Below are 15,070 nucleotides of genomic sequence, written 5' to 3'. Positions count from 1 at the left end.
GGTCGGAAGCTCGGAAGCAGTTAAAAGCGGCGCGATACGGCGGTATCTCGCATGACCGCTTCCGGCGTGCGGTAGCGCTCGGCCATCGCACGGTCCTCGTCGCTCTTCAGTTGCGCCTGCATGTAGGCGCCCAGGTGTCGCGCATGCTCGACGATCGCCTGGCCCACCTGTACCCGCGCCGCGCTGTACGCATCGAGGCCAGATTCCACAGTGGCGTTACCTTCCAGCGCGCGGACGAGCGCCATGGCATCGCCAGCGGCTTTCGTGACGCCCATGCCGCAGTGCGGACGCGCAACGAACGCCGCATCGCCCAGCAACGCGATACGACCAAAGGACATCCGCGAAACCGTCAGGTCGTAGATAGGCTGGAACAGCGGCTGTGCGGTGCGCGCCACGACTTCCGCGAATTGCGGGGCAAGCAGATCGGTGGCGGCGCTCTCCATGTCGGCAATCACGTCGGGGCGGATCATTCCGGGAGGGATGCCTGTCGACCAGCATTTGCCTTGTGCATCGGTCAGCAGGCTCGCGAGTTCGTCTTCGCACGTCGCCCGATACCAGACGAAGTTGAAGCGGCGCTCGCCAGCAACCGTACTGTTGTGCTCGCCAGCCACCGGATAGCCGAGAATCTGCTCGCGCGGCGGCAGGCAGAAGGCGAACTTGTCGAAGATCGCCGCATGCGTGGCCCGTGTCAGCTCGCCTTCGTTGACAAGTCCGCGCCATGCGATGTACCCCGCATATTCGAGTCGCGCTTCGGGCAGCAGTTGCTCGCGTACCCCGGAGCGGAACCCGTCGGCGGCAATCACCATGTCGGCGCGATGCGTCGAGCCATCGGCGAGTGTGACTTCGGCATGGTCGGCGTGCGAGGCAACGGCCATGACATGGGCGCCGGTGCGATATGTCCCGCTGAATGCGTTGCCGAGGACTTCGTACATCTTGCCCCAGCCCGTCAGCGTCTGCGGCATCTCCCGTTCCGAGATAGCGCTGCCGTCCCGTGCCAGTGTGATCCGGGTGTTGACCGACACACCGATGCTCTCATCGACCTCCACGCCTGCGGCCGTCAACGCTTCAAAGAGCTCGGGATGCGTGACGATGCCTGCGCCGCGTCCCGTGAGTGCTTCGGGCGTGCGCTCGAATATCTCGATGTCCCAGCCGCTGCGCGACAGCAGGTTGGCGGCGAACAATCCGCCCACCGAGCCGCCAATGACGATGGCCTTGCGCCGAGGGTCGTGTGCTGCGGTCATGCTTTCACTCCTGCGTGGCTCCGGGCTTGCGCGGGCGGGGTGAGGCCCGCCACTTCCTCGGCCGGATAGTTGAGCTCGATGGTGACGCCCGAGGGGTCTTCGATGAACACCTGGTGCAATCCAAGGCTTGGCACCGTGCGGTCGCGCCACGGGATGCCTTCGGCCAGCAGGGTCTGCCACATCTGCGAGACGCCGGTGGCGAGGAAGGCGATATGGTCGATCGTTCCGGTACCGGTTTGCGCCAGCGTCTTGTCGCCGAGGTATGCCGAGAGCCCGGCCGGATTGTTCGGATCGACGCCGATGATGTGTACCGTCCCGAAGTTGCGCTCGTCGTCGCCCATGTAGAGCCATGCGCCGGGAAAGTCGAAGGGCGGCCGGTAGCCGCGCCGGAAACCGAGTACCCGTTCATAGAACGCACAGGAGCGTTCGAGGTCGTTGGTGCGGATCGAATAGTGGGCCAGTTTCGTCAGTCCCATGTTTGCCTCCTGATGATTATCGATCGATAAGTGATCATGTGATAAATGATAGGGAGGACGCCGCCGTAAGCCAAGCGGGGCGTGATTGGTATTTACCCTAGGGGGCAGATTTTTCTATCTGCGCGAAGTGACAGGAAGGGTGTTCGGCGGGTATTTGGCGGGAGCCGGGGCCGCGTCAAGCGTGGGTACGACGGGCCCACGGTGACACTGGCGATTCGCGCGCTGGAACAGGCACACGCGGTACGTCTTCACTGCGAGCATGTCTCGGCGGGGGCTTTATTGGTCGCTTCGTCGGTCGGATGGAGACGGGCGCGGACAGCGTATCCGATCCCGCCAAACCGGCCTCAATCGGGAGTTCGAACATCATCGAAAAGGGTGTGCGACTAGAAGGCTCCCCGCACGTGCTTGCTGACGCGCGGGAGATGTCCCTCAGAGCATGGAGAGTGCAGTGGGTTGTCCGTCAGTACGGTGCGTTGACCACGACGTACTGCGAACCCTGCGGCTGGTACCAGGTGCTGCCGCATTGCTGGTAGATCATGCCCCCGTAGTTGACCGGCGCGCAGCCCGTCGGCGGCACCGATCGCACGATGGATCCCACGACGGCCGAGGTCACGGCCACCGTGGCCGTCACGGCTGCCGCTGTGGCAACCGGGTGGTAGTCGTTGTCCCATCCGCCATGGCAGCACCCGCCGTTGTCCACGTTCACGTTGACGTTGCGGTTCGAATTGACGTTGACGTTCCGGTTGGAGTTGACGCTGTTGACGCTGGTGCTGCGGACATTGTTGGTCCGCGCATCGGCCCGCGTGTTGTTGACTTGCCGGCCACCGCCTCCACCGCCGCCGGCATGTGCAGCGGCGCGCTGTCCGCCACCACCGCCACCGCCGTGTCCACCCCCTCCACCGTGTCCACCGCCGCCGCCGGGCCGTGCATCCGCCAGCGGTGACCAGCTCACGGCGCACAAGAAGAGGGCCACCATCCATGCCGCACAATGCCGCGCGAGAGTATGTCTCATGATGACGCTCCTTCTACTTGGTCTTCAGGGGAACGAACTCTGCCACTTTGGCGCCCTGTGGCGGCTTGAACGTGAACAGCGACTCCGACAGCTTCGGACTCAGGTTCCAGCGCATCAGCGAGATCGACTGCGGCCGCGCGTCGTCGGTCCGGTTGGTGATCACCAGCTTGCGCGGCAGCGGGCGCGAGCCGGCCTCCACCCAGATCTGCCAGTCGATGTCGCCTTGCCGGAAGGCGTAGTGATTGCACAGCGTGTTGTCGACGAAGTCCTGACCGGCGTTCATGGCCGACGTCATGTTGTCGAGCGGCGCATGATCGGTGCCCCAGAGGAACAGGTCCGCCATGGGAATCTCGATGCCAAAGCGCTCGCGCAGCCGCCCCACCAGTTGTCCCAGGTTGTCGGTGAACGGCGCCGTGGAGTAGTACTTCTCCTCGGGCTGGTAGAGCACCACGGTCTTGCCGTCGTAGATCAGGTCACGTGCCGAGCGGGCGCTGCGCATGTCCGCGCGCAGTTTGTTCGGCCGCTGCACAACGAGCTTGGACGTGGCCGTGTGCGTGAGCTTCTGGCCATCGGCCAGCACGCGTTCGCCGGACAGGTTCACCATCACCTCGAACTGCTTGAGCGATTGCAGGTAGGTGCCCATGTCGCGCAGCGCCTGCACGGTGGCCGGGTCTACCGCGTTGGCGGCGGGCGGCGGCGCCGCCCCAGGCGATGACGCTGCCGCCGTGGCTGGCGTCATGGCGGCAGGCGGTGCCTTGGACTGGTCGGGGGTAGTTTTCGGCGGCGCATTGCTACATGCCGCAACGGTGACTGCAATCAGGCTCAGGACGGCTAAGCGCACCATGACGGACTCCCTTCAGGCAGGTCGCTGAAATAATGGAAGAGGTTCGCGAACTACATTAGGCGCTCTCGACGGAAATTGTTATCACCGAATGAGAGGAGGCAGCGATGGCGGACACTGCTTGCCTGGGTGCCGCGAATCGATGATCGGGCGATGCCGGCCGCATCGGGTTGCGTGGCGGGGGCGCACCACGGCCGACATTCTGGCAGGCTGCGAGCACAAATCCGAAGCGGATCAAGGCCTGGCGCGTGGTTTGGGATTGTTGGCAGTGCTGGCGGATGCGCGTACCTTCGATCACTTGCGGTCGCTTGATCTTCGGGGGCGGAAGCGTATTAAACGTCTTCTTCGCGCGCAGTGAATTCTTTTACAGGATGTCGGCACGGGGGCTGTCGGGCATTGCCAATTCGCACGCTTCTATAGCGATCGAACCACCTCGTGCAGCGCGGATGGGGGGATGGCTACCCGGGACGCGCCGATGACGGCACCATGCGAGGCAAGGGGCATTCCCTTCCACCACTGTTTGCCAACATCGTCCTTCAGGAGACCCTGTGAGTATTCGAATCCTTGCCGTAAGCGGAAGTTCGCGTCGCGAATCGCTGAACCAGAAGCTGCTGGACCTTGCCGCCCATGGCGCTCGCGATGCGGGCGCGACCGTGACGTCGATCCGGCTGGCGGACTTTGCCCTGCCGCTCTATGACGGTGACCTCGAGGCCGAGCATGGCTTGCCGGCCGAGGCGCTGCGTCTGCAGCAGGAGTTTGCCCGGCACGACGCGTTGCTGATCGCCACGCCCGAGTACAACGGCGGCTATACCGCTGCGCTGAAGAACGCGCTTGACTGGGTGAGCCGTCCGCAGCCGGACGGCACGTCGGGGGTGGCGCTGTTCGCGGGCAAGGTGGCCGCGATGGTGTCGGCGTCGCCGGGGCCGCTGGGTGGATTGCGTTCGCAGATGGGCATGCGCACGGTGCTGGACAAGCTTGGCGTGCTGGTGATTCCCGAGTCTTTCGCGCTGGGTCTGGCCCATCAGGCGTTTGACGCGGAAGGGCGGCTCAATGACAAGGGCGCCGAGAAGGCCGTGATCCAGGTGGGCGTCGCGCTGAATCGCACGGCCACCCGGCACACAGCGGGTTGATGCAACGTGGGTGGCACGCCGGCGCCCAAGGCGCCCGGTGTCACCCACGGTACTGCCTGCTTACATCCGATACCGGATCGTCCCCATCACGCTGCGCGGTGCGCCGGGCATGTTGAGGTTCGGGCTCGATCCGTGGCCAGACACGATATACCCCTGATTGAACAGGTTGTACACGTTGAGCTGCGCCTCGAACTTGCCACGGCGATACCAGGCCACCATGTCGGCGGTGACGTAGCCGGGCAGCGTCACGGTGTTGGCCGGGTCGGCCTGGCGTGCACCCACCAGGTTCAGGCCACCACCCAGGCCAAAGCCATGGCCCAGGTCCTTGGTCAGCCAGAAATTGCCCGAATGGCGCGGCGTCAGCGTGGCCTGCTTGCCTTGCAGCGCCGGGGTGGACTTCGTGACCTTGGCATCCAGGTAGGCATAGCCGGCCAGCATGCGCCAGCCGCCGCCCAGCTCTGCCGCGCCGCTCAGTTCCAGGCCATCGGTGCGTTGTTCGCCGATCGGGATCAGCACGGTCGGGGCGGCCGGGTTGGTCGTCTTGATGTTGGTGCGTTCGATACGGAACAGCGAGACGGTGGTCGTCGCCTTGCCATCGAGCCAGTCGTACTTGGCGCCGACTTCGGTGTTGCGTGTGGATTCCGGCGCCAACTGGGCATTGCTCGCCGCGATCGAGAACGCTTCGCCGGACGGCTGGAACGAGCGGCTCCACGATACGTAGTACGACTGCTGCTTCGACGGCTGCCACACCAGGCCGGCGCGCGGGCTCCAGTTATTGTCGGTGCGCGACAGGTTCTGCTGCCCGGCAACGCGCTGGATCGTTTCCTGTTCGAAGCGGTCGTAGCGGATGCCCACCAGCGCCTTCCACTGTTCGCTGAACTGCACCATGTCCTGCGTGTAGATGCCCAGCGTCTTGAAGATGCCCAGGTTGCTGGTGCCCGGCGTGCCGCCCAGCAGGCGCGGCAGCGTGGGCAGCACCGGATTGAACAGGTCGACCGTGGCGATGTTGTTGCGCGAATAGTTCACCAGGTCCTTGTTCTGCTGACCCACTTCCACGCCGTAAAGCAGTTCGTGCTTCATGCCGAGGAATTCGGCCTTCTGGATCAGGTCGGTCTGGTTGAACCAGCCATGTTCCTCGCGGTAGACGTTCGACCGGTTCAGGCTCACCGTCAGCGCCGACTCGTTCACCGTGCCGGGCAGCGTGTTGTTGCGGTCCAGCGAGTAGTGGTAGTAGCGCGTGGCATTGCGGATCGACCAGTTCTCGTTGAACCGGTGATTGACCGTGGCCGTGCCCGAATACACGCGGCTCTGGCTGTAGTCGGCGTCGCGTGCGTTGGCGGCGCCGTAGTAGGTGGACGGGTCGACGGCCACCGGGCGGCCCTTGTACGCGGGAATGCCGAAGTCCGTGACGCGGCGGTCTTCCAGGTAGTCGGCCTGCAGCAGCACCGTGGTCTGCGGCGCGATGCGCAGTTCCAGCGACGGCGCCACGGCCGTGCGGTTCAGGAACTGCTGCGAGCGGTAGCTGTTGGCCTCTTCGTGCGCGGCCGTGATGCGGAACGCTGCGGCGCCATCGCCAAACACGCGGCCCACGTCGCCCTCGACGCGGCGGTCGGCCCACATGCCGTAGCTCAACGCAAAGTCGGTGACGTCGATACCCGGCTTCTTGGTCACGCGGTTGATCAGGCCGCCCGACGAGCCACGGCCGTACAGCACGGCGGCCGGGCCCTTGATCACTTCGATGCGATCCACGTTCGACAGATCGCGGAAGTAGAGCGCGTCGTCGCGGATGCCGTCGACGAACTGGTCGGCAATGGCGGAGAAGCCACGGATCGATACCTGGTCGCGCTGGCCGTCACCGGTAGAAAAGCTCACGCCCGGCACGTTCTTGAGCGCGTCCTGCATCGACGTGGCGTGCTGGTCCTGCATGACCTCGGCGGTCACCACGTTCACGGTTTGCGGAATGTCGCGCAGTGGCGCGTCGGTCTTGGTGGCGCTGACCGCGTTGGGCGGGTTGTAGCCGGCGCCAAGTTCCTTGCTGACATCGGCCCTGACGGTAACGGGCGGAAGGGTTTGCGGTTCGGATGTCGCGGTTTGTCCGTGGACCAGGCTGACTAGCAGGGCGGGGCAAGCCGCCAGGGTCCGGACAACGTATTTCGAGTGAAGATAACGGCTCATTTCCCTGTGTAACGCATTGTAATATTTGAATGGGAGTGATTATCATTCGCGCATTCACACTTGGTCAATGTGGATTTGCAGATACTGTTCGGTAAGCGAAGGTGGCGTGTGGGCGGCGTGGTGGGCGGAAGCCGAGATGATCTGGCGTCCATGGCCCGTCTGAGTAGTGCCAGTCAACAGTTGGGTGGGGGTCCTTATCCCGGCACTTTCGACACGTGGCAACGACAGCCGCCGCTGTCTGCCGTCAGTAAATCGGCCTTACGTCTGAGCTAACCATTCGGAATTTGCATTCCGCCGACGCTTTCTTATTCTCTTCTCAGCGCTGGCCCCGGCTTTCCTTCCGGCTTGTTTGACCCCGACAACCGCTCACGGAGCCATCGCATGGCGATCGTACTCTCGGCCCTCGACCCCAAGCAGGTCGCGTCGGCGACGCAATTTGAAGTTCTGCTCGGCGAACCGGCACAGCGCCTGCTGATCATGTCGGGCATCGCGATCCCGGAGTTCCGGACCAACCATGATGAAGAGGTCAATCAGCAGGAGATCGTCGTCCGGCTGGGCGTGCACGTGGCACAACTCGACAAGGCGGTGACAAATGTCGGGCTGGCAAGTATCCAGAATGATGAGACGAATTTCCTGTTCGCCGTGGATGAGGGCAAGCTCGAGCTCGATCCAGCCAGTGGCGAATTGATTCTGCGAGTCGTGGCCGCCATTCTCGGCGAAGACACATATCTACACCGGTTCAGCTATCAGATCGTCGCGCATGTGCGCCGGGCTCGCGCGCAAATCTCCGGCGTGATTGGCGTCCCGGCTGGGATTCGTGACCTGCGAGGGCTCGCGCCGGCGGACAGGGGTAACGCTTTTGAAATCACCGCGAATCGGGTGGAACAGGGGGGGGTGCCGGGTGGCTTCGCGTTCGAAAAGCTGATCCCGGTTGCAGTGGGCGCAACCCACGCACTGCGACAAGGCAGCGACGGCATGCAGTTTGTCGAATACGCCATCGACAATTGCCCCTTTGCCACGTCGCTTGTTGTGGAGGTCAAGCTGGTGGGCGCGGGATGGCCGGGGTCGATAGGCGTAGGGCAGGTTGCGGGACCGAGGCCCATTACGCTGACGGGCACGGCTCCGGACGCCAACGGCATCGATTTCTCGGTGGATCGCTTCCGACCGGTACGTTGATATGGCCGATATCCAAAGCACCGCGAAGACCGAGATCATCCGCTCGCCGGCCCAGGGTCCGGAGCCCTGCAATACGCTCGTCTACCTGCGTTGCTGGGCACGCGGTATCGACGTCCCCCTCGTGAGCGGCGAGCCTGTCCGAAGCAAGATTCGCTTTCAGACCGAGTTTCGCATCGACGGATACCTCCAGTCTCATTACGACTGGTACAAGGAGAACACCCTCGCTTCGGCTACCGCAACCCTTCGCTTCCTCAATACGACGACAGATCTCTCGTTCTTGATGGCGGTCGATTCCGTGACGCCGGACCTGCAGCAGCTCGATGGCAGGCTCTCGTTCGACGTCGACGTTGCCGCCTGGTTCGAGAACGATGCCTGGTTCGGTGGGCATGAGGACCTGGTACTGGTGGCGTGCCTGAGTGCCTACGTGCTTTGCTTCGAACCCCGGACGGAACGCCCGGCGTCGGGCGCGCAGCGCACGCCCTGGGCGGTTGCGTTCGAACAGGGTCCGAAGCTGTCTGATGTGCTGGGAAAACGGGTCAGGCCCAAGGCCTCCAACGCGGTGCCATGCGAGCCTGGTCTGGCCAATGCGCCAGCTAAGGCTCGACGCCGCCGGCGATAAGCGCGGCGTGCCCTAGGCCGAGATCAGCGTGGCGATCTCCTTGCGGTCGTCGCTGGACATTCGCATCGTGGTCATGGTGTCGTTGAGCGTGGTCGTGGCTGCCTGAATGGCGGACGTGATCGTGCCCACGGCGTCGCGGATGGCGGACACTTTCATTTCCCGTTGGCGCGCGGGCAGTTGCTGATCGGCCGATACCTCCTGCAATTCCTTGGCCTTGTCGCGTAGCTGCTGCTGAAGCTCGCGGATCTTGATCATCAGCTTCTTGATCTCGTCGGGATACTTGCTGTTCTCGATGGCCTGCGTCACCGCGTCCTTGCCGCTTTTGCCCGACTTCGAAAGAATGCGGCCACCGTCCGACACCGTAATCCGGTCGGATGCAGTGACTTTCTTCGCATCGGTTCCGGCGTTGGCGTTGTCCTGCTGGTCCACCGATTCCGCGGGACGCGTGGCATCGGCCTGGTCGGTCGAAGCCGCTGCCGGCGTGGCCGGATTGAGCGAGACGTCGGGAGTCGTGGCGGGTGGAATAGCACTAGTCGCAGCCAAATACATTATGGATATCCTTTATAAAAGGCGCAGGCAGGCATGTTCGCCTTGGCGCCGACAGAGCGGCTAACGGAATCTGGCGAAGGACTATTGATGCTGAAATTGAAGCAACTGAGTTGCTGAGATTGGAATAATGACGGCGCCTTTACGCTCCCGCCGTCCCCGCCAGATACTGCCCCGGCGACCTGCCCAGCGCCTTGCGGAACATCCGGATGAACGCGCTCACCGATTCATAGCCAAGTTCCGCCGACACTTGCTGCACGGACACCCGCATCGACAGCCGCTGCACGGCAATGACCAGATGCAGCCGCTGGCGCCAGCGGCCCAGCGGCATGCCGATTTCGGTCTGGATCAGGCGCGTCAGCGTCCGCTCGCTCATCGCCAGCGCGGCGGCCCATTGCGCGACTGTCCGGCCGTCGCCGGGCCGTTCCATCAGTGCGTCGAGCAGGCGGCGCAGCCGGGGTTCGTCGCTGACGGGCAGGTGCAGCGATTGTGTGGGCGCCAGCTTGAGCTGGTCGAGCAGTACCGCGCGCAGTCGTGCTGCCTCGGCACCGCGCTGCTGGGCGGGCGCCAGAGCCGCCAGGTGGCGCACGAGTTCGCGCAGAAGCGGCGTCACCGCCAACTGCGAGCAGGTTTCAGGCATGTGCGGCACGTCGGCCTGCACGAACAGAAAGCACACCTCGCCATTCGGCGTCATCCGGTTGCTGTGCGGCACGCCGCCCGGAATCCACAGGCCGCCGTGCAGCGGGGCCATCCATAGCGCGCCGGGTACCTCGCAAGCCATCGCGCCGCGCAGCACGATGGCCAGTTGTGCCTGGCGGTGGCGATGCGTGGGCAGTTCCTCGCGTTCTGCCTTCGATTCGACCCGGACGGCATCGAGGTCGGCATCCATGCGATCGAAATCGAACGACCACGGCGAGCGGCGTGAAGGGGAGGCGGAAGTGGTAGAGGCGGGGGCGACCATGTTGACGGGTTCTGCACAGATTTAGACAGAATACGCCAATTCAGGCACGTGACGGATCCCTAGAATCGGACGCTCTCCGCAACCCTCCGCGCTCCGCTATGCGAAAGAATTCCCCCGTCCTGCTGATCGCGGGCATCCTGGTGATGGCGGCGTGCCTGCGCGCGCCAATCACGGTGGTCAGCCCGTTGCTCGACGTGATTCGCGCCGACATCGGCCTCGATGCTTCGCAGGCCGGCATGCTGACCACGTTGCCATTGCTGGCGTTCGCCGTCGTCTCGCCGTTCGCGGCAGGGTTTGCGCGTCGCTGGGGCGTGGAGCGTGCGTTGTTCGGGGCGTTGCTGATACTGGGCGCCGGCATCGTGGCGCGTTCGGTCGATGGCTCGGCGGCGGCGCTCTATGGCGGCACGGCCGTGATGGGCGCGGCCATCGCGGTGGCCAACGTGCTGCTGCCGAGCCTGCTCAAGCGCGATTTTCCGCAGCATGTGGCCAGGCTTACTGCGTGCTACGCGTTCGCGATGATCGCGGCGGCAGGGGGCGCGTCTGCGCTGGCGGTGCCGCTGCACACGGCAATCGGCGGACACTGGACCGTGCCGCTGGCATCGGTGGCATTGCTGCCAGCCATCGCGGCACTGCTGTGGTTGCCGCTGCTGCCGGCACGCCAGCCGATTCCGGCCCCGGTGCCACCATCGGCGCCGCCAGTGCTGCAGCCGCACGCGCGGCGCCGGCGCTCGGTGTGGCACGAGCCGCTGGCCTGGCAGGTGGCCATCTATCTGGGCCTGACGTGCTTCGTGTTCTTTGCCGCGCTGGCGTGGCTGCCGTCGATCCTGCACGACGTCGGGTATTCGCCGGCACAGGCAGGCACGCTGCATGGCTGGATGCAGTTGGGTTCGGCATTGCCGTCATTGTTGTTGCTGCCGGTTCTCAAGCGCATGCCCGATCAGCGCGCGGCGGCGCTGGTGTCGCCGGCCATCAGTGCCGTGGGGCTGTCCGGGCTGATCGTGCTGCCGCACGGGGCCGTCGTCTGGGTCTTCCTGCTTGGGATGGGCATGGGCTCCGCGCTGATCCTCAGCCTTGCGTTCGTCGGGCTGCGCGCCGGCACCCAGCGCGTGGCGGCGGCGTTGTCCGGCATGTCGCAGTGCGTGGGATACCTGCTGGCGGCGGTCGGCCCGACGCTGTGCGGCATCCTTCACGAGAACGTCGGGGGCTGGACGCCGCCGCTGGCGCTTTGCATCGTACTGACACTGCTGATGTGCGGCCTGGGGTGGCGCGTGGGCCAGGCAGTCCATATCGACGATCACCACGCCGACACCCACGCCCACGCGCGGCACGCCTGATCCTTTGCCGATGACCGGGGTATGACGCACCGGTCGTGCGATTCCGCTGCGTTATCGGACAAGCCGTCCGCGTTATCTGTCCGCCTGCCGTCTTCCTCTAACTTTTGCGCTGAGCCGTATGCGCAAGGGATTCTGACAAGAGGGGGAGCAAGATGGGAGGAGGATGGAGCAGGGGGCTCGCCATTGGCGGGCTGGCCCTGGGCGCCGGTGCCGTACATGCGGGATCCGTGACGCTGTACGGTGTAGCGGACCAGGCGGTGGAGTACGCGCATGGGTCGAGCAGCGTGACCCGCGTTGAAGATGGCCGCCAGGCGGCCTCGCGGTTCGGCATGCGTGGCGTCGAAGACCTGGGTGGCAACCTGAAGGCAATCTTCGTTGCCGAAGCGGGCTTCCGGATGGATACGGGCGCCGAGTTCTTCGGCAATGGATCGCTATTCGGCCGGCAAGCCTTTGTCGGCCTGAAAGGGAACTGGGGCGAAGTGCGCATGGGCCGGCAGTACACGCCGGCCTTCTACGTCATCGCGCGGCTCGACCCGTTCTCACTCAACGCGGCGGTGTCGCCGTTCACGCTGGTCGCCAAGTCGAGCGCCCAGGGTACGGGCTACGTGCCCTACGCGTCGCGCGCCGATAACGCCGTCACCTACAACACGCCGGACTGGAACGGGCTCTCCGCATCGGCCACCTACGCGTTTGGCGAGGTGCCCGGCGAGATGCAGCAAGCCAGTACCTACGGCGCCAACATCCAGTACTTTCGCGGGCCGGTCTACCTGATGTACGGCTTCCAGGCCAGCACCAACAAGCCGGCCACGGCAGCCATTCCGCAAGGCCAGACGCGCTCGCACTACGTGGGCGGCACCTACAACATCGCCAGGAAGGTGGAGCTGGGTGCGTTCTTTGGCTACAGCGCGAGCCAGATCGCGACAACCGCGGCGGCCCGCTACTACGCGTTGACGATGGACTGGGTCGCCACGCCTGCCTGGACGATTAAGCTGGCGGTGGTCAAGCGCGTGGTGGTCGGCATGACCGAACGGCCGCTGGGCATGGCGTTTGGCGTGGACCATTCGCTGTCGCGCCGGACGATGCTGTACAGCCGCGTGGCCTACATCCGTAACTCGCCAGGCGGCAGCGTTTCCATCAACGCCATTCCGATCGACCAGGGCAGTGGAGACAGCGGCTACTCCGTCAGCCTGGGCATCAAACACATTTTCTGATCGCGCCAACCACGTCCTCACTGAAGGTAAAGCATGAGTGAATCGAACTTCGCGGCGGATCGACGCCGTTTCATCGCGGGGGCCGGTGGCGGCCTGCTGGGACTGAGCACCCTTGGCGCCCTGGGGCTGCCGCTGCGTGCCTTCGCGGCGCAATGGCCGGAGCGCACGGTGCGCTTTGTCACGTATTCGGGCGCGGGCGACCCGGTGGACCTGCGCCTGCGCGACTTCCTGCAATCGCTAACGCACGAGTACCGCAACACGCCGATGATCGTTGAGAACAAGACGGGCGCGGCCGGGCAGATTGCCGCCCAGTCCGTGCTGCTGGCGCCGCCCGAAGGCTACGACTTCCTGCTGGCCAACGCCACGTTCACAATCACGCCCTCGTACTTCCGCAAGCTCCCGTACAGGCCGCTGTCGGACTTCGTGCCGGTGGCGCTGTCCGGTTCGGCCCCGATCGGCTTCGCGGTGCCGGCATCCAACCCCGCGCGCACCTTCAAGGAGTGGGTGGCCTGGGCGAAGCAGCAGCGAGGCAACCTGAACTACGCATCGCTGGGCAATGGATCGGTATCGCACCTGTACGGGTTCCAGATCCGCGACGACTTCAAGCTCGATGCCACCAACATTCCGTACAAGGCGTCGGGCGCGGCGCTGATCGACATGCTGCGCGGGCAGATCTCGTACATCATGCTCGACACGTTCAACTTGCGTCCGCTGCTGGCGAAGAAGCAGGTGCGCATTCTGGCGGTGACCGGGGCGGACCGCTCGCAATACCTGCCCGATGTGCCGACGTTCCGCGAACTCGGTTTTAGCGGCTATGAGCGCACCGGCTGGACGGCATTCATGGCCAAGGCCGGCACGTCGCCCGACATCGTCGCGTCGCTGAACCGGTCAATCAACAAGATCAATGCAACGCCGGAATGGGCGCGCAAGCGCGACGAGGTGTGGTCCGGCTGGAAGCCGCTGACGCCGGTCGAGCTGCAACAGCAACTGCAGAGCGAAGTGGCCGCATGGGGCGACCTCGTGCGCCGTTCGGGTGTATTCGGAGACTGAGTGACATGAGCGCACAAGTGAACGTACAAGTGAACCCACTAGCAACGACAATGCAGGCCCATACCGATCTCGTACCTGAAAGCCAGGTGATGGCCGGATTCCCGCCAGCCCCCGAAACGCGCGTGGGGCCCACCAACTGGTTCAAACTGCCGTGGCTGCGCTGGTCGCTGATCCATCGTTCGCTGTCGGTACCCACCGTCGATATCTGGCGCGGCGACGCCGCACCTTCGGCCTTGCCGTCGGGCGACGAGCTCGATGGCGCGACGCTGGTGTCGGGGCCTGACGGCTCGAAGATGGGCCTCGACCAGGCCCTGGACCAGCTGGAAATCGACGCCTTCATGGTGCTGCATCGTGGCAAGGTGGTATTCGAGCGCTACCTGCACGGCATGGCACCCCACCTGCGGCACGGCAGTGCGTCGATCAGCAAGTCCTACCTGGGCATTGTTGCCGGCATCCTGGCAGCAGAGGGTGCCCTGGACCTGGCGGCCACGGCGGAAAGCTACGTACCCGAAATGCGCGGTACGGCAATGGGCAGTGCCACGCTGCAGCAGTTGCTGGACATGCAGGCCGGCATCGTGCGTCCGGACCTCGGCGACAGGCCCTCCGCGCTGGGCGCCCAGGACGGAGGTGTGTTCGAAGTGCTTGGGCTGTTGCCGCGCCGCCCCGATTCCCCGACCGATTTCTACGACTTTGTGCTCAAGAAGCCGGTTGCTGGGCGCCACGGTGAGCGGCTTTACTACGACAACGGTCAGCCCGAGGCACTGGCCTGGGTGCTGCGCAGGGTGACCGGCAACTCCATCGCCGAACTGATGTCGACCTACCTGTTCCAGCCGATGTCGACCGGGCGCGACGGGTTCTACTCGGTCGACAAGACCGGCGCCGAGTTTGCGTCCGGCGGGCTGAGCCTGACGCTGCGCGACCTGGCGCGCTTCGGCGAAACCATCCGGTGCAATGGCTTCTTCAACGGCCGGCAGATCATTCCCGAGGAGGTGCTGGCTGACATCCGTGCCGGCGGCGACAAGGCGTTGTTCGCGGAAGGCCGCTTTGCCGCGGCCCACCCGGGCGGCTCCTATCGCAACTATATCTACCTGTCTCACGATTGTCTGCAGGGCATCTCGGCGCAAGGCCGCTATGGCCAGCGCCTCTACGTATCGCCGACAGCCGATGTCGTGATCGCGCACTTTGGCGCGGCACCGGGGCAGTCGCCGCATCCGTTCGAGGTGCCGTACGCACGCCTGCATCGGGAAATTGCCGAAATGCTGATGGGCTGAATCCGCATCGTCTGCCAACGAATAGAC

The 15,070-nt window shown here is 64.7% G+C and carries 14 protein-coding genes; 7 read left to right on the top strand and 7 right to left on the bottom strand.

What is annotated here, in order from left to right; genetic code table 11:
• Nucleotides 1-20: 20 nt before the first annotated feature.
• From MFF62_RS06330 to MFF62_RS06315, 4 genes are all read right to left on the bottom strand, one after another.
• Complete coding sequence (locus MFF62_RS06330; protein WP_238261324.1) at nt 21-1,241, bottom strand: FAD binding domain-containing protein; 1,221 nt, start codon at nt 1,239-1,241, stop codon at nt 21-23.
• The gene (locus MFF62_RS06325; RefSeq protein WP_238261322.1) at nt 1,238-1,717 is read right to left on the bottom strand and encodes a VOC family protein; all 480 of its coding nucleotides are present in this window, start codon (nt 1,715-1,717) and stop codon (nt 1,238-1,240) included. The genes MFF62_RS06330 and MFF62_RS06325 overlap by 4 nt, the downstream gene beginning before the upstream one ends.
• A 460-nt stretch (nt 1,718-2,177) precedes the next feature.
• A complete protein-coding gene (locus MFF62_RS06320) occupies nt 2,178-2,729 on the bottom strand; it encodes a hypothetical protein (protein WP_238261320.1) in 552 nt (183 codons plus the stop codon).
• A 13-nt stretch (nt 2,730-2,742) separates the two neighbouring features.
• Nucleotides 2,743-3,573, bottom strand: a complete 831-nt coding sequence (locus MFF62_RS06315) for a DUF2092 domain-containing protein (RefSeq protein WP_238261318.1) — start codon at nt 3,571-3,573, stop codon at nt 2,743-2,745.
• 545 nt (nt 3,574-4,118) lie between these two features.
• Between MFF62_RS06315 and MFF62_RS06310 the strand changes: the two genes are divergently transcribed.
• Entirely contained in the window at nt 4,119-4,700 is a 582-nt protein-coding gene (locus MFF62_RS06310; RefSeq protein ID WP_238261316.1) for an NADPH-dependent FMN reductase, read from the top strand.
• A gap of 60 nt (nt 4,701-4,760) precedes the next feature.
• Here MFF62_RS06310 and MFF62_RS06305 read toward each other — a convergent pair whose 3' ends face one another.
• Entirely contained in the window at nt 4,761-6,875 is a 2,115-nt protein-coding gene (locus MFF62_RS06305) for a TonB-dependent receptor (protein WP_238261314.1), read from the bottom strand.
• Between the two features lie 381 nt (nt 6,876-7,256).
• Between MFF62_RS06305 and MFF62_RS06300 the strand changes: the two genes are divergently transcribed.
• Nucleotides 7,257-8,051, top strand: a complete 795-nt coding sequence (locus MFF62_RS06300) for a hypothetical protein (RefSeq protein WP_238261312.1) — start codon at nt 7,257-7,259, stop codon at nt 8,049-8,051.
• Between the two features lies 1 nt (nt 8,052).
• A complete protein-coding gene (locus MFF62_RS06295; RefSeq protein WP_238261310.1) occupies nt 8,053-8,670 on the top strand; it encodes a hypothetical protein in 618 nt (205 codons plus the stop codon).
• Nucleotides 8,671-8,682: 12 nt separating this feature from the next.
• On the opposite strand, the gene MFF62_RS06290 is transcribed toward MFF62_RS06295, so the two are convergent.
• Together MFF62_RS06290 and MFF62_RS06285 are read right to left on the bottom strand one after the other, a co-directional pair.
• Nucleotides 8,683-9,219 (bottom strand): hypothetical protein, encoded by a 537-nt coding sequence (locus MFF62_RS06290; protein WP_238261309.1) that lies wholly within the window; start codon nt 9,217-9,219, stop codon nt 8,683-8,685.
• A 139-nt stretch (nt 9,220-9,358) separates the two neighbouring features.
• Nucleotides 9,359-10,177, bottom strand: coding sequence for an AraC family transcriptional regulator (locus MFF62_RS06285; RefSeq protein WP_238261307.1), 819 nt, complete (start codon nt 10,175-10,177; stop codon nt 9,359-9,361).
• A gap of 98 nt (nt 10,178-10,275) precedes the next feature.
• On the opposite strand from MFF62_RS06285, the gene MFF62_RS06280 reads away from it, so the two are divergent.
• The 4 genes from MFF62_RS06280 (at nt 10,276) to MFF62_RS06265 (ending at nt 15,043) form a co-directional block, all read left to right on the top strand.
• Entirely contained in the window at nt 10,276-11,511 is a 1,236-nt protein-coding gene (locus MFF62_RS06280; protein ID WP_238261305.1) for an MFS transporter, read from the top strand.
• Nucleotides 11,512-11,663: 152 nt separating this feature from the next.
• Nucleotides 11,664-12,722 carry a porin gene (locus tag MFF62_RS06275; RefSeq protein WP_283205316.1) on the top strand — a complete coding sequence of 353 codons (1,059 nt, stop codon included), beginning with the start codon at nt 11,664-11,666 and terminating at the stop codon, nt 12,720-12,722.
• Between the two features lie 33 nt (nt 12,723-12,755).
• The gene (locus MFF62_RS06270) at nt 12,756-13,772 is read left to right on the top strand and encodes a Bug family tripartite tricarboxylate transporter substrate binding protein (RefSeq protein WP_238261302.1); all 1,017 of its coding nucleotides are present in this window, start codon (nt 12,756-12,758) and stop codon (nt 13,770-13,772) included.
• Between the two features lie 5 nt (nt 13,773-13,777).
• On the top strand, nt 13,778-15,043 hold the full coding sequence (locus tag MFF62_RS06265) for a serine hydrolase domain-containing protein (protein ID WP_238261298.1): 1,266 nt from the start codon (nt 13,778-13,780) through the stop codon (nt 15,041-15,043).
• Nucleotides 15,044-15,070 lie beyond the last annotated feature (27 nt).

Source organism: Cupriavidus pauculus (genome assembly GCF_022179805.1).
Taxonomy (GTDB): Bacteria; Pseudomonadota; Gammaproteobacteria; order Burkholderiales; family Burkholderiaceae; genus Cupriavidus; species Cupriavidus pauculus_E.
This window is presented reverse-complemented; position numbering and strand designations above follow the sequence as displayed.